The organism is Hydrogenophaga sp. (assembly GCF_035481345.1).
In the GTDB taxonomy this organism is placed as follows: domain Bacteria; phylum Pseudomonadota; class Gammaproteobacteria; order Burkholderiales; family Burkholderiaceae_C; genus Hydrogenophaga.
Genome location: NZ_DATIGV010000198.1, coordinates 12,133 through 32,344 on the forward strand (window position 1 = coordinate 12,133; position 20,212 = coordinate 32,344).

Below are 20,212 nucleotides of genomic sequence, written 5' to 3' on the forward strand. Positions count from 1 at the left end.
GCGGCTCACGCCGGCAGGTCGTGCAGGGTGAACAGTCCGCGCAACAGCGGGTTCAGCGGCGCGTTCTCGCCGTCCACCGTCGTGGCCGTGATCGTGTGGTGGGCGAAGCGGATGCGCCGGAACAGCCGCATGGCTTCTTCCGGCTGGGTGGATTCGGCGTGCAGCGCCACCAGCCATTCGGTCAGGAGCGCTTCGCTCCGGTTGTGCGAGAGCGAGGCGTCGAGATGGATGACGGACAGCGCTTGCAGGGCGCAGCGCAAACCGGTGAGCGTCGGCGGCGTGGCGGTGGAACAGGGGCCGGAGGCCGGCGTGCGGGCGTCATCAATGGCGCCGTCGCACGCGGAGTGCAGGTCGGCCAGGCAGGCGGCCTGCTGGCTGGGGTCGATGGCGGACAGCAGCTCGCGCAGCAGCAGGAACTGGCGTTCCACGGTGTTGGCGTCGTTGCCGTCCGGCGATGCGGCCAGGCGCCGCATGGCCGCCAGGATCTGTGGCGCGCTGCCGGGCGCCTGGGTCCATTGCCGCGCCCATGCCTCCACGAGGTCCTGGCACCGCTCGCGCCAGGGGCCGCCCAGCGCGCGGGGGAGGCGCAAGGACGCGGGGGCGGGGTGCCGCCGCCGGTGGTCGGTAACGAGGGACTGGCGCGCGGCGTCATCGTCGATGCGCTGGATGGCACCGAGGCATTCGTCGTGAATCGCGGGCTCGGCGGCTATCAAGGGAAGCCGTGGCAGCAGGCGCCCGATCAGTTCGACCCGCGTCTTCTCCGGCAGGCCGCCGGTGCGGCACAACTCGAAGATGTTGTGCAGACTCGTCGAATCCAGGGGCTCTTGGGGGAGCGAGTCCAGACAATCGTTCAGCGGGCGGGCGTCCTGGCTGCGCCGCGCTTCAATGGTCTGCAGGCGCAGCCACTGCGCTGTCTCGGTCTTCCAGCCCAAGGCCTGCTCAACCTGGTTTATCACTTGCACCAGTTCTTTCCAGCGCAGGCCCTTGGGATCGCGCAGATGGGCGTCCAGCCAGAGATCGAATACCGTGTGGGCACGGTGGCGGCCGTTGTCGGTGGCCAGTTCCTGGCTGTCCAGAAAGAGTTGCATGCCGACCATTTCGCACGGCGGCTTGTCCGGATCGCCGTCGACCTCGATCGCGAGCCAGTCACCGACCGTGTAGCGCTCGTTCGGGTCAAGCGTCCACGGAGTGAGCGCCGACGACAGGGTCGAGGCGATCTTGCTGACGATGGCGTGTGTGTTGGCGTTGGTGGCCGTGGGCTGGGGGCCGACGATGTGCAACAGCTGCTGGGTCAGTCCGGCGGCCTTTTGCATCAGAGCGAAGTCACGCCTATCGCGGGCCTCGCCGAACAGCTTGAGCAACTGCCTCGCCAGACGGGCGCCAATGTCCGTCTGGAGCTGTTCGCTCGGCAGTGCCCCGAGTTGTTGGCTGATGTTGTCCAGGTGCTGGTCGATGGTCAGCGGGCTTGGGCCGGTGACCGGCTCCCGATCCACCGTTTGCCGGGAAAACGGTCGGGGGTTGTCTTGCACCGTTTTGTGAGCGAGTTGGGATGCAATGCGGGCCACACGCTCAGAGGGCGTGCTTTTCACGGCCCCGCGCGTGACGGAGGGCTGTCCCGGCTGAGGTTTGCCAGGGGAGGAGAAGTCGCGGCTGTGGTTATGGTTCTGATTGATTCGGGGGTCCATGGCGGGGCTGGTGTTGAGGACGCGGCTGAGTGCGCCCGGCCGGCTCGGCCATTCCTCACCAAGCTCTCAGGGGCCGTTTCAATCGCAGGCGCGCTCCAGCAGGACGGGCTGGGGCGCAATGGACGCTCCGAGCGGTTATGAGTTCAGCGCGAACAGCCCGGCGATGAGCTGGGCCATGGCGGGCCCGTTTGTCTTGAGTGTCGAGCGGTCCCAAAGAAGCTCGAGCTCGTGCAGGTGGGTTCGCGCGGGCTCGGTGTTGTCCCGTTGCAGGGCCATCCAGTACAGGATTCCGCGGGTGAACAGCGGCACCGCCTGGTCGATGACGGGCTGGTGGGTGCTCGACGCGGGCGGCAGCGAGAGGGCGTTGTTGCTTTCCTGCGCGATGAACGCCTCCAGGATGCCGCGCACGGCGGCCTGCAGTTCGGGTTGGCCGGGCCATTGCAGGCTGCAGGCGTGCAAGTTGTTGAGGAAGGACAGGCGCAGCTTGTTGTCGGGGATCGCCCGCGCCAGGTCGCCGAGCAGATCGAACAGCCGGGGAATGGCCAGGGCCATGCTCTTCGACGCCGGTGTCGCCAGGCTCGCCAGGGCATTGAGCAGCAACTTGCCGGTTTTCTCCTGGGTGTCGTCCTTCGTTAGCGCGGCCGAGAGGCGCTCGGCGATGCCGTCCCACAGCACGGCGCACAGGGCCCGCCAGCCGGGCCAGGCGCCGCGATCGGTCGGCGCTCCCGGGACGTTCAGGGTTCTTTGCAAGGGCGGCGGCGTGGCTTCCTGCAGCAGCGACACGGTGCCGAACAACTGCAATATCGATGGATCGCCACCATACGCATCGGCGAAACGGTCCATGGCCACGGCGCGGACGTCGCCCGCCGGCAAGGAGAGGATGGCCCGCACGCAGGCCGTGTGCACCTTGGTGTCGGAGCAGGAGCGCACCCAGGTGAGCAGGTGCGGCAGCAGAGGGGCGAGCGTGAGTGGGCTCGCATCGTCGGGGTTGGTGAAGACTTCCAGCAGCTCGAGCAGGGTGCGGGCGGAGGGATCCGCTTCGATCAGACGGGGCAGGTGGTCCTGCAAGGCCTTGGAGTTGTTCGTGCGCTGGACGTGCTGGATGCATGCCTCCAGCAGCATGTTCCGTTCGATGACCGGTTCCGAGGCATTCCAGATCCGCTCGATCATGTCGATGTAGTGCATCACGCCCTGCCAGTTCGCGGATTCCTGGATCAGTTCGACGCTCAACAAGGTGAAGAAGGCCACATTGAAGCGTTCCTTGTCCTCGAGCGAGCCGGGTGCCTGGCCGGGCGAGGTGTTGATCGTTACCTGGCCGTGCCGGACGCCGAAGGTGAACCAGGGTGCCATGGCGTCGCGCGCCCGGCGCACCAGTTCATCCGCCGTCAGTGCGGCCTGGGTGGTCGGCTGGGCGGTGGACGCGCTGGGCGGCACGTCGAACGAGCGGAGCAAGGTGTTGAACGGCTGGCGCAGTGCGGGCGCGTTGTCCAGGTGGGGCCGAAGGGCGGCGATCAGCCTGATGCAGGCCTCGGCCTTTAGCAGATTGCCCTGGCACAGGGCGTGGAGCGCCTGCAGCCGGTCGCGATCGATGAAGCCTTCGGGCAACTGGGACTTGAGCATCTCGATCATGGGTTCGGCATCGCCGCCTTGCGCGCAGAGCAGGTGCAAGGCCCATTCGTCTTTCGCGCTGATGCTCCAGCCCAGCTGCTCTTTGACCTGCCCGGCGAGGATTGTCTTTACGGACCACGGCATGCCCGTCTTGATCCGGTCGCGGAGGCAGAGGAAGAACTGGTCGCGGGCGCTCGCACCGGGCTCTATCGGGCGGAGCTCCCGCTTGCTGTCGATGAGCTTCAACTGTTCGATCAGCGGGCCCATGTCGCCCTTCAGGGCCAGCTCAAAGGCCCACAACACCCATTGGCGCTCCGCTGGCACCCAACCCAGCGTGCTGGTCAGTGCCTCGGCCTTCTTCACCAGGCCCCAGGGCGCGGGCGGCGCGCCCTTCAACAGCGCACTGATGTCGGCGTAGAACAAGGTCTGTTCGTGCTGGAGCTGTTGGGATGGGGGCAGCTTCGGGTACTGCAGCCGGGTCCAATGCCATTCCCACTGCCCGTCGTTGAGGTGCATGACGGCTGACAGCTCGATCCGGCTCTGCATGCCGTACATGGCCCGCAAGGCACCGGGGGTCTGGCAGGCATTGATCAGTTCCGCGCACGGGGCTTGCAGTGCGATGAAATCCGCTCCGGTGTGGGCGGACAGGCGCTGAAGCAACTGATGCGCCAGGGGCAGCACCTGTCCCATCGCGGCATCGTCCAGGGCCTCGCTGGCCAGTCGATGCGCCTGCTGCAGGCGCTCCAGCATCCACTTGAAGTCGTCCGGGTCGATGAGGCCCTCGCCTTGCGCGAGCATCAGTTGCGCCTGGCGAACGATGATCTCGCGTCGGGACCTCGGGTCGCTGAGCCTGGTCATCAGTTCCCGCAGCAAGGGCGGGACGAAGAACGCTTGCGTGAGATGCCACCAATCGGCCTCGCTCAGGTCGCGGATGGCTTGGCCAATGTTCGGGCAACAGCCCAGGCAGGTCTCCAGGCCGGGCAGGAGGACGAGGCGCATCCGGTTGTCGGGGTGGTGGTGGTCGATGAGCCGCAGGAGTTCCTGCTCCAGTGCCATCAGCACGCGATGGTGGGCGCCAATGTCCCGGATGCTCCCGAACGCCTTGTCGAGCCAGCGGATGGCCTGGGCCGGCTGCTCGTCGGACAAGAGCTGCAGGCATCGCCGCACGACCTCCTCCTCGGTCGACAGCGTGCTCGGAAGCATCTCTTCCCTCGAGGGTTGTGGGCGAGGCGAAGTGAGGACCTGCTGATCGCCGACTGAGTGGCGGGGACCTGTCTTGACGAACGTCCTGCGCGTCTGGATCGTGGCCGCGGCCGGGTTGCTTTGCTGGCCTGTGCTGGTGGAGGGTGTGTCGCTGCTGCCCGTCTGTGTGGTGGTGGACGACGTGGTTTGCGAGGCACGGCCGGTTCGGTGGTGGGAAGGGCGGACGAACGATGAGGGTCGCTTTTCTGGCGGGCCTTGCTTTCTCATGCTGTTTTTGAAGGGGGAAAGGAGAACAAGAGGTGCGTGCAGGCGCTGCCCGCTTCAGGCCAAACGCCAGCCCTGCAACGGTTCCGCCAGCGCGATCGCGTCCTGCGGCCGGGCCTCGGCCCAGGCCTGTTGCGCCAGGCGCCGGCACAGGGCCAGGCCTTCGGTGTGCAGGCGCAGCGTGCGCGCCACCGCGTCGTGCCGCAGTTCGTCGATCGGGATCATCGAGGCCAGCATGGCCTGCTGGGTGTCGGCGTGCCACCAGAGCGTGAGGGCCTCACCGGGGACGATGTCCTGCGTGGAGACGTCCCAGCCCGGGTCGCGCCAGTCGGGCATGGTGTCGAGTTCGGCCGGCGAGGGCGAGACCAGGGTCAGGGCCTCGACGGCGTCGAGCTCGGCCAGACAGCGCCAGGCCATGGGGTGTTCGTGCTGAAGCACGCCGCTGACCACCTCGGCCTCGACGCGGCATTCGCCGAAGAGTTCGGGTTCGGCTTGCAGCAGGCGGGGGAGTTCGGGGGACAGGGGGGTGGGGACTGGGGTCATGGGTTTACCGGACGTGCGCCCGGTCATGTCAGCCTGTGCAGCGCGAACAGGTCTTCGATGAGCGCCTGCACCGGGTCGGCCTGGGAAGGCAGCAGCAGCCGGCGCGGCGAATAGGTGTCGATCTCATGCAGCAGCTTGATCGTCTTGAGGTCGGGTCCCTGGTAGGGCCGGTCGCTCAGGCGGCCCGCCAGGCGGACGGCGAACCACTCACGAAAGAACTGGGTGGTGGTGTCGAACGCCGGGGTGGCGCCGGCCACCGGTGTCCGAGGCGAGCCATCGCCGAGTTGGTCGATGAGGGCCCTCAGGGCGCCGAGCAGGGCGATCTGCAGGGGGGGCACCGGGGCGGGTCGCGCGCCCGCCTCGGGCTGGAGGAAGCGTTCGATCGACGCCCGGCTGGCCGCTTCCAGTTGGACGAGGCAGGCGCGGCGGTGCGTGGCAGGCATGGCCTCGGTCAGGTCGGCCAGCAACTCGGCCAGGCGTTCGGCCGCCAGGCCGGGCCGGTGCTTGTTCTGGGACAGGCGGGTCAGGGTCCTCAGGATCAGCTCGTTGAACGGGTGCTGTTCCTGTGTCGGCGGCGTGGCTTGTTGGACCTCCAGAATGCGCGGCACCATGCGCCGGGCCAGCTCGCGGCACAGCGCGCGCCACACCGGCCAGGCCGTGTCGTCGCCCGGTGGCGGCAGGTGCACGAAGGCGCTCCAGGTGCGGGGGCTGCGAAGGCGTTCGTTCCCGTTCAGTTGGCTGGCCAGCATGAACAGCCGGGGCGTCAGGTCGCTGCGGCCCGCGAACGGGAACTTCTCTCGGTAGGCGTCGAAGAGGTTTGCCCGCATGAGCAGATCGTCCAGGGCGAGCATGGCCAGCAGGCAGGCCGCGTGTGATGCCGCGCCGGGCCCGTTGCGCTCCTTCGGCAACAGGGGCAGGGTGTTCTGGATCAGGTTGCCGCGGCTGACCGCGTCCAGGTCCGGGTCCTGCGCCAGCAGAAAGACCTTGTCCAGCTGGGCTTCGTCCAGCAAGGCTTTTCGGTGCCCCTCGATTTCCATGCGCCGTTGTTGAACCGACAGGCTGGACAGCAGGGGCAGCATCGGCCCGATGTCGCCCGAGCGCTCGAACTGCATCGTCGCCATCGTCAGCCATTGCGTCGATGGGAGGGCCATGTCTGGCCCCAACTGGATGTGGACCGACTCCAGCAGCTTCGTCAGCAAGGGCCAGGGCAGGCCGTTGCGATCGCGCAGTTCGGCTTCGAGCCAGAGCGCCAGTTTCTGCAGGACGCGTTGTCGAGCGGCGGGCTTGGCGTTCGCCGCGAGATCCGCCCTGACCACGCACGCGATATCGATCGTGCGGCCATTCGCGGGATTGATGATCAGCGAGACCGTCAGCCAGGGGGCGAAGGTCTTGTTCAGGAATGGGGGCGAGGGCACGGCAGGGGCGTTCTCCAGCACCGCCGTCTGCCGCTTCAGTTTCAGCAGCAAGGTCTCCCAGCGGGTCGTCAGGGAGGGATGGCATGAGACGGTCAGGGCCTGATCCTTCGTGGCCACCATCAGGGCCAGCGCAAGATCGGGGCGCTGGGCATCGAGCCAGCTCTGGCATACCTCGAGCACCGCATCGACCTCCATGTCGTTGAACCGGTCCGGCCCGCCTTGGAAGCGCGGCGCGTGGCCGCCGCCTTCGACGCGCACGCGGGGAGTCTCCCCGTCGAACAGCTTGTGGTGCGCCCAGGCGTAGCGGCTGCGGCTTGGCAACTGCGCGGCCGCGGTCTCTGGCAAGCCCCAGTGGATCAGCGTGCGAACCATGGCCAGGTGTTCCTGGTGGGCATGCCCGCTGGGCAACTGCTCGGCTGGCAGGCCACTGGCCAGCAGCAGGTGCGTGGCCTCGCCGGGTTCAAGCCATCGGTGCAGAGCGGTGGCGCAGTCGCTGCGCAGCAGGGCATCGCAGGTCCAGGCCGAGCCGAGCAGGGGATAGGCCGCGTACAGCAGGTCGGCGCGTTGCGCCGTGTCCAGCTCGCGTGTCTCGCAGAGCGTCAGCACCCGCCGCAGGATGTGGCGCCCTTCTGACTCGATGTCGTCGTCGTCCTGCCGCTCGCCTGGCCACTCGCGCAGGGCGTCGATCAGGGGTTGGACATCCCCGCTTTGCTCGGCTTTTTGTAGTGAACGGCCCACGGGTGAGTCGTCGTGCGGCGTGGAGAGAGGGGACTTCTCTGAGGCATCGGGATCCGGTTCCAGCGGCCGGACGGTGCGTTGCGCGGAGTGCCAGCTGAGGTGTTTCGCGCGGGACGGCGTGAGCGGCGGGGTGGGCATGGGGCTGGTGTGGGTGCCGCTGCCGAGATCGCGCGCCCATTGATTGACGAGTGCACAGGCCTTGGCGGCGGCCCCGCTGACGTCTTGCGCATAGCCTTGAACCAGGCGCTGGGCCCAGCCAAGGGCCTCACGCCCGCCTGGGCCGTTGATCCCGCCGAGGTCGGCCTGGGCCATTTGCCGCAAACGTTTTACCCAGGACAGGACTTCGGGCGGCAAAAGCCCTCGCGAATGGCTCAGGGCTTCGCCATGGGAGCGCAGCATGTCCTGCCAGACCTGCGCATCGCCAGGCTGGCGGCACACCGCGTCGAGAAAGGCGATGGCTTCGTCCAGGGGCCGGGAAGGCGCGAACAGCTCATGGCAGGCCGCGTCAATGGGCTGGCGCAGTTGTTCCAGGGGCGTGGTCTGGGTGAACTTGAAGCGCGCGCCGCCTCCCGGAGCGGTCTTTCGTTCGACCAGCGGGGGATGGCCATCGAAGAGGGACTGCGACAGCGTCCGCTGCGACGTGCGGGCTGGGGCACGCCCGATGGAGACCGTGAAGGGCGACAAGCGACTGAGCGGCATCGGCGGCATGCCCTGCAGCACGCGGGCCGCCGGCTCGCCGCCGGCGTTGGGCGTGGTGGTCCCGATGGGTCGAGTGGCCGTGCCCGGTCCTTGCGGCAGGCCATCGCGCAGGCGCGTCGATGGGGTGGCGCCGCGTGCGTCTCGCCATGTCGAGCCGGAAGTCGGCGTTTTTCTGGGATCCATGGGGCTCCTTCTTGAAATACCTGGGCCTGGGCGCGCGTTCGTCGTTCGAGCGCCAGTTAGGAGAACAAGGCCGACAGGAGCTTGTGCTGGTCCTGCGGGGTTCGGCGTGTCGCGATGCCGAGACGCACGAGGCCAGAGCGCTGAGGCGAGCCCTGCTGCGGGGTGCGGGCGGCCCCGATGGGGGGCCGAGGCTGCTGGGTCTCGCGCTGCAAGCGCAGCGCCTCGCATGCCGAGCACCGCTCCTCGTAGGTCAGGCGCAGCCAGGAGCCCTCAGGAGGAAACAGCGGCGAGGCCAGGCGCAGCAATTCGATGCGGGCCGCGAGGCTCAGGGCCGGACGCGGCCATGGTGGGCCGGCATCGGCAATCAGATCCTTCGGGTTGCAGAGCTCGAGCAGCTTGAGCCGTTGCGTCTGGCTCACCTGGTCTTCGGGACACCCTTGCCGCAGCAGATCGGCGAGCGCTTGTGGTTCGCCGCGCTGCGCGAACGACAAGCCGAGCGAAAACCGCTGCGAGGCACTGGGCTGCCATCCGCGCGCGCGCAGGATCGCGTCGAGCACCCTCTGCACGCTGCTGCTGGGCCAGTCGGATCGGGCCAGTCGCACAAGAATGTCGAAGAGCCGATCGCGAGCGCTTCCCTGGCCGTCGGAGGGATGGTGTGCCAGTTCCTGCTCGAACGCTGTGAGGTACGGCCCGAGCCACCGCGTCCGTTCGTTTGCCGGCCCGTCGCGCCCCGCCATGAGCAGACGCCACTGCAACCAGGGCATACCGTCGGCGTTCCAGTCCATCGCCTGGCAGGCCTGGGTGACGCAGTCTTCCATCACGTGCCAGGGCGGTCCCTCGGGGTCTATCAGCAGGCCATCGATGGTGGAGATGAAATCTGCATGTGCGTTCGCTGTGTGGTCGAAGCCTCGGTCGTCGGCGGGCTGGTGCGACTTCAGCGCCCACATCCCCGACAGCCAGTCGTGGTGGAGCTTCAGCGTCAGTTTCTCGTTGACGTGGATCGTCTTCGTTTGAACCCGGCTCAGCGCTGCCACGCAGCTCCTGATCAGATGAGCGCAGCGGTGCGGCAACAGGGCCTGCGCAGCGATGCTGTGGGAGATGGGAGCGTTGGAGGAGGAAGAGTCCCTCGCCAGGCTGTCCAGCCGCCGCGACCAATCGAGAACTCTTTTCAGGCATGCCCGGTCCTGGTGTTCCTGGGCGTCCTGGAACAGGCTGTCCATGTGGTCCAGCAGGACCGCGATGTCGCACACATTCAACATGCCCGCTGGACCGCCGAGCTGTCGCTCGATGTCCGGGCCCATGACGGCGATCCTCACGGACCCGTCGCAACGCGCCAGGAGCGCCTGCCGGTGCATCGGCGATAGGAAGAGGAAGGGTTTGCGCGTGGGGTCCCACCACCCTCGCTGCGCCAGTGCCCGGATGGCCTGGGTGATGCCCTCGCAGTCTGTCAGGTCGCCGGATGTGGCCGAGTTCATGAAGGCTGTCGCGAGGGCCTTCAGCAGGCGCCATTGGAAGCGCGGGGGCTGGTCGATCGTGATGTCCGCCAGCGCCTTGTCGATCAAGTGGATCGCTTCGACCGTCTGTCCTTGGTCGAGCCATTGCTGCATGCGTTCAACGATCGCGTTCGCGCGATCGTCGGCGGCCTTGCGTGTGGCCTTCTCCTGAGCCTCGCGGCTGGCGCCCAAGCGCGGTGAGTCTGGCTTCGGTGGCGTGGCCTGCGATGTGATGGTGAAGAAGGGCTTGCTGGGACGTGAGCCGAAGGTGTTGGCGGCTCGGGTGCCCGAGGGGGATCGATTGGGGGAGTCGGTGGAGGAGTCGGGCGTGTTGGCCCCTTTCATTCCACTTGTCACATCCATTTTTCTTCCATCAAAGACGGGTGCAAAGAGGTTTGATCTCATGACGGTCCCTTGGGTGGTGTGGAAGTCGTGCCGATGGGCGACGGCTGAGTGGCGGCGGGGGGCAAGCCCATTCCTGATGAAGCGCTCAAGCCACGGCCCGGTCTGGGCGGGCCGGGGCGCGCGTCGCGCCAGGGACGGCGCTCAGTTCGTGGGAGGGGCCGAACGGGACCAGGCTGGGGTCCAGGCCGCCAGCGCCGAGTCGACGGACCCCGCGTGCGGCGCCAGGCCCAGCGCGCGCGCCGCCGCGTTCAGGGCGGCGAGCGGATCGCTCAGGTCCAGCGCCACCGCGCCGTTCTGCTTGCTCAGCTTTTCGCCGTTCTCACCCAGCACCAGCGGCGTGTGCCGGTAGGCCGGCGTGGGCAGCGCCAGCGCGCGCTGCAGCAGGATCTGGCGCGGCGTGTTGTCGGCCAGGTCCTCGCCGCGCACCACGTGCGTGATGCCCTGTGCCGCGTCGTCCACGACCACGGCGAGCTGGTAGGCCCACAGGCCGTCGGCGCGGCGCAGGATGAAGTCGCCCACGGCCTGTGCCACGTCCTGCGACTGGGGGCCGAGGCGGCGGTCGGTCCAGTCCACCCGCGCGGCGTCGGGTACCCGAAAGCGCCAGGCGCGCGGCGCGCGGCCTTGCAGCCCGCCGCGCTCGGGCCGGCAGGTGCCGGGGTAGACGGCGGCCTGGTGACGTTCGCGCGGCGCGCCGCTGGCCAGCAAGGCGCGTTCGATGTCCTGGCGCGAGCAGGCGCAGGGGTAGGCGTCGCCCTGGGCGATGAGGCGGTCCAGCGCCGCCTGGTAGAGGGCTTCGCGCCGCGATTGCCACACCACGGGCCCGTCGCTCACCAGGCCGCAGGCGGCGAGCTGTTGCAGGATCAGTTGGTCCGCACCGGGGATGCAGCGCGGCGTGTCCACGTCTTCGATGCGCACGAGCCAGGTGCCGCCATGGGCGCGGGCGTCCAGCCAACTGGCCAGCGCGGCCACCAGCGAGCCGGCGTGCAGCGGGCCGGTGGGCGAGGGGGCGAAGCGTCCGCGGTAGGTCACGCCAGGGCCAGCGCGAGCTCCAGTCCCGAGACGAAGGCGTCTTCCACGCGGTGGCCCAGGCACCAGTCGCCGCACAGGCCGATGCCCAGGCTGGCGTCGAGCAGGTGGCTGCGGCCCAGTGGCGTTTGTGTCTGCGCGTAGCGCCACCGCTGTACCTCGGCGAAGGGCGGCGTGGCACGGATGCCGGTGATCTCGGCGAAGCCCTTGAGCAACTTGGCCTTCACACGCTCGGCGTCGTCTTCCAGGTGCCTGGTGGACCAGGCCGGGCTGGCCTGGACGGTCCAGCGTTCGATGGGGTCGCGCGCGGGCTTGCTCGATTCGCGCGCGAGCCAGCTGATGCGGTGATGCGTGCTGCGCGCCGCGCTCCACTGCGGGCCCAGGTGGTACAGGCCGGGCTGCATGGCCTGCGGGAAGGCGACCATGAGCGTCCAGCACGGCGCCACGTGCACGGGGGCCAGCGCCTGGCGCAGTTCGGGCGCCAGGCCCGAGGCCAGCAGCAGCGCGTGCGCCTGCGGGTGCGGGACGGCGAGCACCACGCGGTCGAAGCCGCCGAGCACGCGCTGGCCGCCATCGGCGTCGGCGGTGCGCAACTGCCATTGCTCGGGGTGCAGGGCGTCGCGTTCGATGTGCGAGACCGGGGTGTCCATCAGCGCCTGCGCCGTCGGCAGGCCGTTCGCTTCGGGCTTGAGCAGCGGCTGTGCCCACAGCGAGACCAGGGCGTTCATGCCCGGTGCGGCCACGAAGTGCGGTTCGGTGGGCGGCGGGGCGCTGGCCAGCACGTGGCCGAATTCGTCGAGCACGCGCACGGTGCTGGCGCTCCAGGCGCGCACGGCGCGGGTGGCGGTGGCGCGCAGCGCCAGTTCGAAGCGCGGGTCGCGCACGGTGAAGTACTGCACGCCGGGGTCGAATCCGCCGAATTCGGTGCGCCGCGTGGCCATGCGCCCGCCAACGGCGGGGGCCGCGTCGACCAGCGTGACGCGGTGGCCGGCCTGCAGCAGCGTGCGCGCGGCGGTGACGCCCGCCATGCCCGCGCCCACCACGGCGACGTGCAAAGGGGCGCGCGGAGATGAGCGAGGGCGTGAGGTCATCTCGCGAATGTAGCAGCGGCGGTGTTCAGCTCTGGTGATGGTTTGCCAGAAGCGCGTCGCGCGTGCCCCCGTGCTTGAGGTGGTCCAGCCACCAGCGCAGCGCGCGCCCGCTGTCGGCGGAGGGACGTGTCTGGCGCCAGGCGTAGGAGACACGGAAACTGCGCTCGCCTTGCTGCACGGGCTTGACCACCAGCCGCCCCGCATTGATGTAGGGCTGCGCCAGCGGCGTGGGCAGGAAGCCCGCGCCCAGGCCGCGCAGTTGCGCCTCCAGCTTGTGCTGCATGGTGGGCACGGTCAGCACGTCCTGCCCGGGCAGCAGGTTGTGGCTCACGCCACGGCCGCGCTGGGTGCTGTCGGCCACGGCCACGGCGCGGTGCTGGCGCATGTGCTCTTCGGTCAGGGTCTCATTCAATCGAGCCAGGGGGTGGTGGGGCGCCACGGCGTACACGAAATCCGCCGTGCCCAGCGGCGCGGCCTGAAGACCGGGGCCCACCGAGTCGGCCGCCACGCCCAGGGCCAGGTCGGCCAGGCCGTTCTGCAGCGCCTCCAGCGTGCCCGAAAGGGTTTCCGCGCGCAGCCGCAGGCGCGTGGGCGCGCCGGTGGCGTAGAACGACTCGCACAGTTCGAACAGCGTGGCCCGCGAGATGAGTGCGTCGGCCGCGATGGTGAGCTGCGGCTCCCAGCCCGTGGCCACGCGCTTGACGCGCTGGGCCACGGCGTCGAATTCGTTGAGCAGGAACTCGCCCGCGCGAAGGAGTTCGGCCCCGGCCGGGGTGATCGCGGCGCGGCGCGCGCTGCGGTCGAACAGCAGCACGTCCAGCGCGTCCTCGATCTGGCGGATGCGGTAGGTGAGGGCGCTGGGAACCATGCCCAGCTCGCGCGCGGCGGCGGCCATGCTGCCCAGGCGCGAGACGGCCTCCACCAAGGCCAGGTTCTCGGCGGACAGGGCGCTGCGGGCGGTGATGGGTGCGGGCATCAGGGGGTATTTGTGTTCAAAGATTTTGAATGATGCCATCAAAACCCTGCGGCCCTGGACGGGGGTGGCGTGCCCAGAATTCAGCCCATGCCAGCCCCGCTGGCCCCACGCAGAAAGGACGAACGCCATGATGCAGATCCGCCGCTCCGACGCCCGAGGCTATGCCGACCACGGCTGGCTCAAGAGCTTCCACTCCTTCTCCTTCGCCGATTACTTCGACCCCGCCTGGATGGGCTGGGGCAACCTGCGCGTGATCAACGAGGACCGCATCGCCCCGGGCACCGGCTTCGGCACGCACGGCCACCGCGACATGGAAATCATCAGCTACGTGCTGCAAGGCAACCTGGCGCACCAGGACAGCATGGGCAACGTCAAGGGCATCCCGCCCGGCGACGTGCAGCGCATGAGCGCCGGCACCGGCGTGCGCCACAGCGAGTTCAACCACGCGCCCAACGACACCACGCATTTCCTGCAGATCTGGATCGAGCCGAACCAGCGCGGCATCCCGCCGAGCTATGAGCAAAAAGGCTTCGCCGAGGCGGAAAAGCGCGGCCAACTGCGCCTGGTGGCCTCACCCAATGGCCAGGACGGCTCCGTCACCATTCACGCCGACGCCGCGATGTACGCCGGCCTGTTCGACGGCGCGGAATCGGCGCAGATCGCGCTGGACCCGCAACGCAAGGCCTATGTGCACCTGGTGCGCGGCGAACTCGAGGTCAATGGCGAGCGCCTCTCCGGTGGCGACGCCGCCGTACTGGACGGTGAAACCTCGCTTACCCTCGCGAAGGGTTCGGACGCCGAAGTGTTGGTGTTCGACCTCGCTCATTGATTCCCCCCCTGTTCTTTCAACCCTGGAGAAACGCCCATGACCGCTTTGCAAAACCCCTTCGCCCTGCTGGCCCGCCTGCTGATGGCCCTGCTGTTCCTGCCCGCCGGCATTTCCAAGATCGGCGGCTTCGCGGGCACGGCCGGCTACATCGGCTCGGTCGGCCTGCCCATGCCCGAAGTGGGAGCTGCCCTCGCGATCCTGGTGGAGGTGGGTGCCTCGATCCTGCTGATCATCGGCCTGTTCACCCGCCCGGCCGCGCTGGTGCTGGCGGTGTTCACGCTGGTGGCCTCGTTCTTCTTCCACGCCTACTGGTCCATGCCGGCCGAGGCGCAGATGATGCAGTCGCTGATGTTCTTCAAGAACGTCGCCGTCGTCGGCGGCCTGCTCGCCATCGCGGCCTTCGGCGCCGGTGCGTTCAGCCTGGACGCCAAGCGCGGCGGCTGATCGCTTTCCTTCCCTGACACTCTGCACGAACCATTCCATGACCAAAGTAGTTGTCGTTTATCACTCCGGCTACGGCCACACCCAGCGCATGGCGCAGTCGGTGGCCGATGGCGCGGGGGCCGAGCTCATCGCCATCGACGCCGATGGCAACCTGCCCGAGGGCGGATGGGAGGCGCTGGACGCGGCCGATGCCATCGTCTTCGGCACGCCCACCTACATGGGCAGCGTGAGCTGGCAGTTCAAGAAATTCGCCGACGCCTCCAGCAAGGCCTGGTTCGCGCAGAAGTGGAAGGACAAGCTCGCCGCCGGCTTCACCAACAGCGCCGGCATGAACGGCGACAAGCAGGCCACGCTCAACAGCCTGTTCACCCTGGCCATGCAGCACGGCATGATCTGGGTGAGCCAGGGCCTGATGCCCGCCAACACCAAGGGCGCGCAGCGCAACGACGTGAATTACCTGGTGTCGTACAGCGGCGCCATCGCGCAAAGCCCGTCCGACGCGGGCGCCCAGGACATGCTGCCGGGCGACCTGGAAACGGCGCGCCTCTTCGGTGAGCGGGTGGCTGCGGTGGCGGCGCGGTTCAAGCGCTGATCGCCTTCGCTTCATGAGGCGTAGCATCGCGTCCTCATGAAGATCCTCAGCATCCTCCCCTGGGCAGACTGGCTCGCGCTGGCCTGCTATTTTTCGCTCTGGATCGGCTACGCGGTGTTCGCCAAGGCCTGGGCCAAGACCCGGCCTTCGCTGCTGCGCACCACCAACCGCTACCGGCGCTACTGGATGGAGCAGGCCATTGCGCGCGACCCGCGCATGCTCGACGGGATCATCACGCAGAACCTGTCGACCACGCCGGCCTTCTTCTCCTCCACCTCGATCCTGATCGTGGGTGCCCTGTTCGCGCTGCTGGGCACCACCGACAAGGCCACGGAGCTGATGAGCGAGATCCCGTTCGCGCAGGCGACCACGCTGATCGTGTTCGAGTTCAAGATCCTCGTGCTGGTGGCGATCTTCGTGTACTCGTTCTTCCGTTTTTCCTGGTCCATGCGCCAGTACACCTTCGTGGCGCTGGTGATCGGGTCCATGCCGCCGCCCGAGGACTTCGAGTCGGGCAAGTTCGATCGCCTGGCCTTCGCCGATCGCGCCGCCGCCCTGGTGGCCTCCGCGGCCGAGACCATGAACGACGGCCTGCGCGCCTACTACTTCTCGTTTGCGCTGCTGGGCTGGTTCGTCTCACCATTCGCCATGGTGATGGCCACCATGGTGGTGGTGGCCATTCTCTACAGCCGCGAATTCCGCTCCGAGGTGTTGCACATCCTGCGCGACTGAAGGGCGGCGAAATGATCCGGGGGCCGGCCTTCTAAAATCGGGCGCATGTTCGTTCACCTGCGCCTGCACACCGAGTTTTCCGTCGTCGACGGCACCAACCGCATCGACGACGTGATGGCCGCCGCCGCGGCCGACGGCCAGCCCGCGCTGGCCATCACCGACCTCAACAACCTCTTCGGCGCCGTCAAGTTCTACAAGGCCGGACGCGACGCCGGCGTCAAGCCCATCATCGGCGCCGAGGTGCTGCTGCAGGGCTTCACCGACGAGACGCCCAACGCCATGCCCGGCGCCCACCAGCCGCCGCTGCCGCGCGTGCTGCTGCTGGTGCAGGACAAACAGGGCTACCTCAACCTCAGCGAGCTGCTGGCGCGCGCCTGGACGCGCAACGTGGTGCGCGACCAGGCCGTGCTCAAGCGCGAGTGGCTGGAAGAGCTCAACGCGGGCCTGATCCTGCTGTCGGGCGCGCAGGCCGGCCCGGTGGGGCAGGCCCTGATGGCGGGCGATGCACAGCGCGCCAGCGACGCCGCCTTGACGCTGGCCACGGTGTTCCCGCACCGCTTCTACATCGAACTGCAGCGCGCCGGCCGCGCCGACGACGAGCGCCACGTGGTGGCGGCCGCGCAACTGGCCGCGCGCCTGCGCCTGCCGGTGGTGGCCACGCACCCGGTGCAGTTCCTGGGGCCCGACGACTACGAGTCGCACGAGGCGCGCGTGTGCATCGCCGAGGGCGAGATCCTGGCCAACAACCGCCGCGTGCGGCGCTTCACGCGCGAACAGTGGTTCAAGCCCGCGGCCGACATGGCCGCGCTGTTCGCCGACCTGCCGTCCGCCGTGGCCAACACGGCGGAGATCGCCAAGCGCTGCAACCTCACGCTCGTGTTGGGCAAGCCGCAACTGCCCAACTTCCCCACGCCGCTCATCGACGGCGTGCCCATGCCCATGGAGGACTTCTTCCGCCAGTCCTCCTTCGAGGGCCTGGAAGAACGTCTGGCGCACCTGTACCCCGACGCCGCCGAGCGCGACCAGCAACGCCCGCGCTACGTGGAGCGCCTGGAGTTCGAGATCGGCACCATCCTGAAGATGGGCTTCCCGGGCTACTTCCTGATCGTGGGCGACTTCATCAACTGGGCCAAGAACAACGGCTGCCCGGTGGGGCCGGGCCGCGGCTCGGGCGCGGGCTCGCTCGTGGCCTATGCGCTCAAGATCACCGACCTCGACCCGCTGCAGTACAACCTGCTGTTCGAGCGCTTCCTCAACCCGGAGCGGGTGTCCATGCCCGACTTCGACATCGACTTCTGCCAGGGCAACCGCGACCGCGTCATCGACTACGTGAAGCAGAAGTACGGCAAGGACGCGGTGAGCCAGATCGCCACCTTCGGCACCATGGCCGCGCGCGCGGCCATCCGCGACGTGGGCCGCGTGCTCGACCTGTCCTACGGCTTCTGCGACGGCATCTCCAAGCTGGTGCCCAACAAGCCCGGCATGAGCGTGACGCTGCAGTACCCGCCGGTGCCCAAGAAGGAAGGCGACAAGAACAACTACGCGCTCGAGATGGAGCCGATGCTGGCCGATCGCGTGCGCCAGGAAGAGGACGTCAAGACCCTGATCGAACTGGCGCAGAAGCTCGAAGGCATGACCCGCAACGTGGGCATGCACGCGGGCGGCGTGCTCATCGCCCCGGGCAAGCTCACCGACTTCTGTCCGCTGTACGCGCAGCCGGGCAGCGAGTCGGCCGTGAGCCAGTACGACAAGGACGACGTGGAGGCCATCGGCCTGGTGAAGTTCGACTTCCTGGGCCTGGCCACGCTCACCATCCTGGAGATCGCGCGCGAGTTCATCGTCAAGCGCCACAAGGGGCAGGAGAACTTCCGCTTCGAGGACGTGCGCCTGGACGACCCCAAGGTCTATGCCCTGTTCTCGCGTGGTCAGACCGAAGCCGTGTTCCAGTTTGAAAGCCGCGGCATGCAAGGCATGCTGCGCGACGCCAAGCCCACGCGCCTGGAGGACCTGATCGCGCTGAACGCGCTGTACCGCCCGGGCCCGATGGACCTGATCCCCAGCTTCGTGGCGCGCAAGCACGGGCGCGAGGCGGTGGAGTACCCGCACCCGGCCGTGGCCGACATGCTCAGCGAGACCTACGGGATCATGGTCTACCAGGAGCAGGTGATGCAGACGGCCCAGATCCTGGGCGGCTACTCGCTCGGCGGCGCCGACCTGCTGCGCCGCGCCATGGGCAAGAAGAAGGCCGAGGAGATGGCCGAGCACCGCGAGAAATTCCGCGCCGGTGCGCTCAAGACCCACGGCATCGCCCGGGACAAGGCCGACGAGATCTTCGACCTGATGGAGAAGTTCGCGGGTTACGGCTTCAACAAGTCGCACGCGGCCGCGTACTCGCTGCTGGCGTACCACACGGGCTGGCTCAAGGTCCACTACACGGCCGAGTTCTTCTGCGCGAACATGACCGTGGAGATGGACGACACGGACAAGCTCAAGGTCTTGTTCGAGGACGCGCTGAAGATGGGCCTGGCCTTCGAGCCGCCCGACGTGAACCGTGGCGTGTATCGCTTCGAGCCGGTGACGGACAAGCTCATTCGCTACGGTCTGGGCGCCATCAAGGGCACGGGCCAGGCGGCCATCGAGGCCATCGTGGCCGCGCGCGAGGGCCGCGGCGAAGGGCCGAACGGCGGCGAGAGCGGCCCGTTCAAGAGCCTGTTCGACTTCTGCCTGCGCGTGGACCGCACGCGCATCAACAAACGCACGGTGGAAGCGCTCATCAAGGCCGGCGCCTTCGATGCCTTGCACCTGAACCGCGCGGAGTTGCTGGCCACGCTGGACATCGCCTTCGAGTACGCGGCCACCACGCAGGCCAATGCCCACCAGGGTGGCCTGTTCGACATGCTGGGCGGTGACGACCACGGCTCCAGCACGCAGGAGCCCGAGCTGGTGGCGACCATGCCCTGGGGCGTGAAGGAAAAACTCACGCTCGAGAAGAGCGCCATCGGCTTCTACTTCTCGGGCCACCTGTTCGACGAGGTGGAGCGCGAGGTGCGGCGTTTCGCGCGCACGCGGCTGGTGGACGTGGTGGACAGCCGCGACCCGGTGATTCTCGCGGGCATCGTCACCGACTTCCGCGTCATCAACGGCCAGCGCGGCAAGCTCGCGCTGTTCAAGATCGACGACAAGACCGGCGTGCTGGAGACCAGTGCCGACGAGAACCTGATCAATGCGCACCGCGCGCTGTTGAAGGACGACGAGCTGATCGTGGTGCAGGCCGTGGCCCAGCCGGACCGCTTTTCGGGCGGCTTGCGGCTGAAGATCCAGCAGGTGTGGGACCTGGCCAGCGCGCGCTGCCGCTTCGGCAAGTACCTGAGGGTGGCGGTCAACGGGCACGCGCCGTCGGTGGCGCAACTGGTGCGCGACTTCCCGCCCAAGCGCGAGATGAGCGAGCAGGGCGAATTCGTGCGCGGCCTGCCGGTGCGCCTGGCGCTGCAGCGCGACGGGGCGCGTTGTGAACTGCAGTTGGACGACCGGGCGCTGTTCTTTCCCACCGACGCGGCGCTGGCGAGCTGGACGGCGCAGGCGCACGAGCAGCGGGCGGAGATCGTGTTCGATTGACGGAGTGCGGTGGCGAGCGCGCCGCCGCTTCGTCTGCGCGCCTGCCGGCGCGCGGCGGGCTCAATCCAGCGGGCGCAGGCCGATCACGAGCGAGGAGGGCACGCGGCCATCGACGTCGCGCGGCAGGGTGCCGGTGCGGTCGATGGCGCGCAGCACGGCGTCGTCCCACGCGGCGTTGCCGCTGCTCTTGACGAGCTTGTGGCCGGTGATGGTGCCGTCGGGTGCGACGCTGACCTGGACCTCGGCGCGCGGGTTGCCCGGCGCGGATTCGGTGAACACCACGTTGGGCTTGATGCGCGCGGCCACCTTGCCGGCGTAGCTGGCCGAGGGGCCGCTGGACTGCTGGGCCGTGCCCGTGCTTTGCGGCGAGCCGCTGGCGCCGGCCTGGCCCATCATGCGGGCGAGTTGTTCCTTGCGCAGTTGTTCCTGCAGCTCGGCCTGGCGCTTTTCCTGCGCGGCCTTGCGCTGGGCTTCGCGCTTTTCTTCGGCGAGCTTTTCCTGGCGCTCGGCCTCGGCGCGCTTCTTCTCGGCCGCGGCCTTTTCCGCTGCGACCTTCTTCTCGGCCGCCAGCCGCTCGGCGCGTTCGCGTTCTTGCTTCTCTTTTTCCTTGGCCTTCTGCGTCGCGATATCGGCCTGCTGTTGTGCGGGGGCCGGAGGGGGCGGCGGTGCCG

General features: G+C 68.4%; 14 protein-coding genes. 5 read left to right on the forward strand and 9 right to left on the reverse strand.

Annotation, left to right across the window (positions count from 1 at the left end; translation table 11 throughout):
- Positions 1–5: 5 nt before the first annotated feature.
- The 8 genes from VLG41_RS21205 to VLG41_RS21240 all read right to left on the reverse strand — a co-directional run bounded on the left by VLG41_RS21205 (position 6) and on the right by VLG41_RS21240 (position 13,329).
- Entirely contained in the window at positions 6–1,529 is a 1,524-nt protein-coding gene (locus tag VLG41_RS21205) for a hypothetical protein (protein ID WP_325351370.1), read from the reverse strand.
- Positions 1,530–1,820: 291 nt separating this feature from the next.
- Positions 1,821–4,763 carry a hypothetical protein gene (locus tag VLG41_RS21210; RefSeq protein ID WP_325351371.1) on the reverse strand — a complete coding sequence of 981 codons (2,943 nt, stop codon included), beginning with the start codon at positions 4,761–4,763 and terminating at the stop codon, positions 1,821–1,823.
- Positions 4,764–4,817: 54 nt separating this feature from the next.
- Positions 4,818–5,303 (reverse strand): hypothetical protein, encoded by a 486-nt coding sequence (locus VLG41_RS21215; protein ID WP_325351372.1) that lies wholly within the window; start codon positions 5,301–5,303, stop codon positions 4,818–4,820.
- Positions 5,304–5,326: 23 nt separating this feature from the next.
- Positions 5,327–8,176: a hypothetical protein gene (locus tag VLG41_RS21220; RefSeq protein WP_325351373.1), complete on the reverse strand. Its 2,850-nt coding sequence runs from the start codon at positions 8,174–8,176 to the stop codon at positions 5,327–5,329.
- 218 nt (positions 8,177–8,394) lie between these two features.
- Complete coding sequence (locus VLG41_RS21225; protein WP_325351374.1) at positions 8,395–10,236, reverse strand: hypothetical protein; 1,842 nt, start codon at positions 10,234–10,236, stop codon at positions 8,395–8,397.
- Between the two features lie 141 nt (positions 10,237–10,377).
- Positions 10,378–11,265, reverse strand: coding sequence for a tRNA glutamyl-Q(34) synthetase GluQRS (gluQRS, locus tag VLG41_RS21230; RefSeq protein WP_325351375.1), 888 nt, complete (start codon positions 11,263–11,265; stop codon positions 10,378–10,380).
- A complete protein-coding gene (locus VLG41_RS21235; RefSeq protein WP_325351383.1) occupies positions 11,262–12,392 on the reverse strand; it encodes an NAD(P)/FAD-dependent oxidoreductase in 1,131 nt (376 codons plus the stop codon). Before VLG41_RS21235 ends, gluQRS begins: the two co-directional genes overlap by 4 nt.
- Entirely contained in the window at positions 12,379–13,329 is a 951-nt protein-coding gene (locus tag VLG41_RS21240) for a LysR family transcriptional regulator (RefSeq protein ID WP_325351376.1), read from the reverse strand. Before VLG41_RS21240 ends, VLG41_RS21235 begins: the two co-directional genes overlap by 14 nt.
- A 127-nt stretch (positions 13,330–13,456) precedes the next feature.
- Here VLG41_RS21240 and VLG41_RS21245 point away from each other — a divergent pair, with 127 nt between their 5' ends.
- The 5 genes from VLG41_RS21245 to dnaE are packed head-to-tail and all read left to right on the forward strand — an operon-like array spanning position 13,457 to position 19,541.
- Entirely contained in the window at positions 13,457–14,158 is a 702-nt protein-coding gene (locus VLG41_RS21245) for a pirin family protein (protein ID WP_325351377.1), read from the forward strand.
- A gap of 36 nt (positions 14,159–14,194) precedes the next feature.
- Entirely contained in the window at positions 14,195–14,602 is a 408-nt protein-coding gene (locus VLG41_RS21250) for a DoxX family protein (RefSeq protein WP_325351378.1), read from the forward strand.
- A gap of 37 nt (positions 14,603–14,639) precedes the next feature.
- The gene (locus VLG41_RS21255) at positions 14,640–15,194 is read left to right on the forward strand and encodes a flavodoxin family protein (RefSeq protein WP_325351379.1); all 555 of its coding nucleotides are present in this window, start codon (positions 14,640–14,642) and stop codon (positions 15,192–15,194) included.
- Positions 15,195–15,230: 36 nt separating this feature from the next.
- Positions 15,231–15,926: a DUF599 domain-containing protein gene (locus VLG41_RS21260; RefSeq protein ID WP_325351380.1), complete on the forward strand. Its 696-nt coding sequence runs from the start codon at positions 15,231–15,233 to the stop codon at positions 15,924–15,926.
- A gap of 45 nt (positions 15,927–15,971) precedes the next feature.
- Positions 15,972–19,541 carry a DNA polymerase III subunit alpha gene (gene dnaE, locus VLG41_RS21265; RefSeq protein ID WP_325351381.1) on the forward strand — a complete coding sequence of 1,190 codons (3,570 nt, stop codon included), beginning with the start codon at positions 15,972–15,974 and terminating at the stop codon, positions 19,539–19,541.
- Between the two features lie 60 nt (positions 19,542–19,601).
- Here the strand turns inward: dnaE and tolA are convergent.
- The coding region (gene tolA / locus VLG41_RS21270; protein WP_325351382.1) for a cell envelope integrity protein TolA at positions 19,602–20,212 on the reverse strand (611 nt) is incomplete at its 5' end.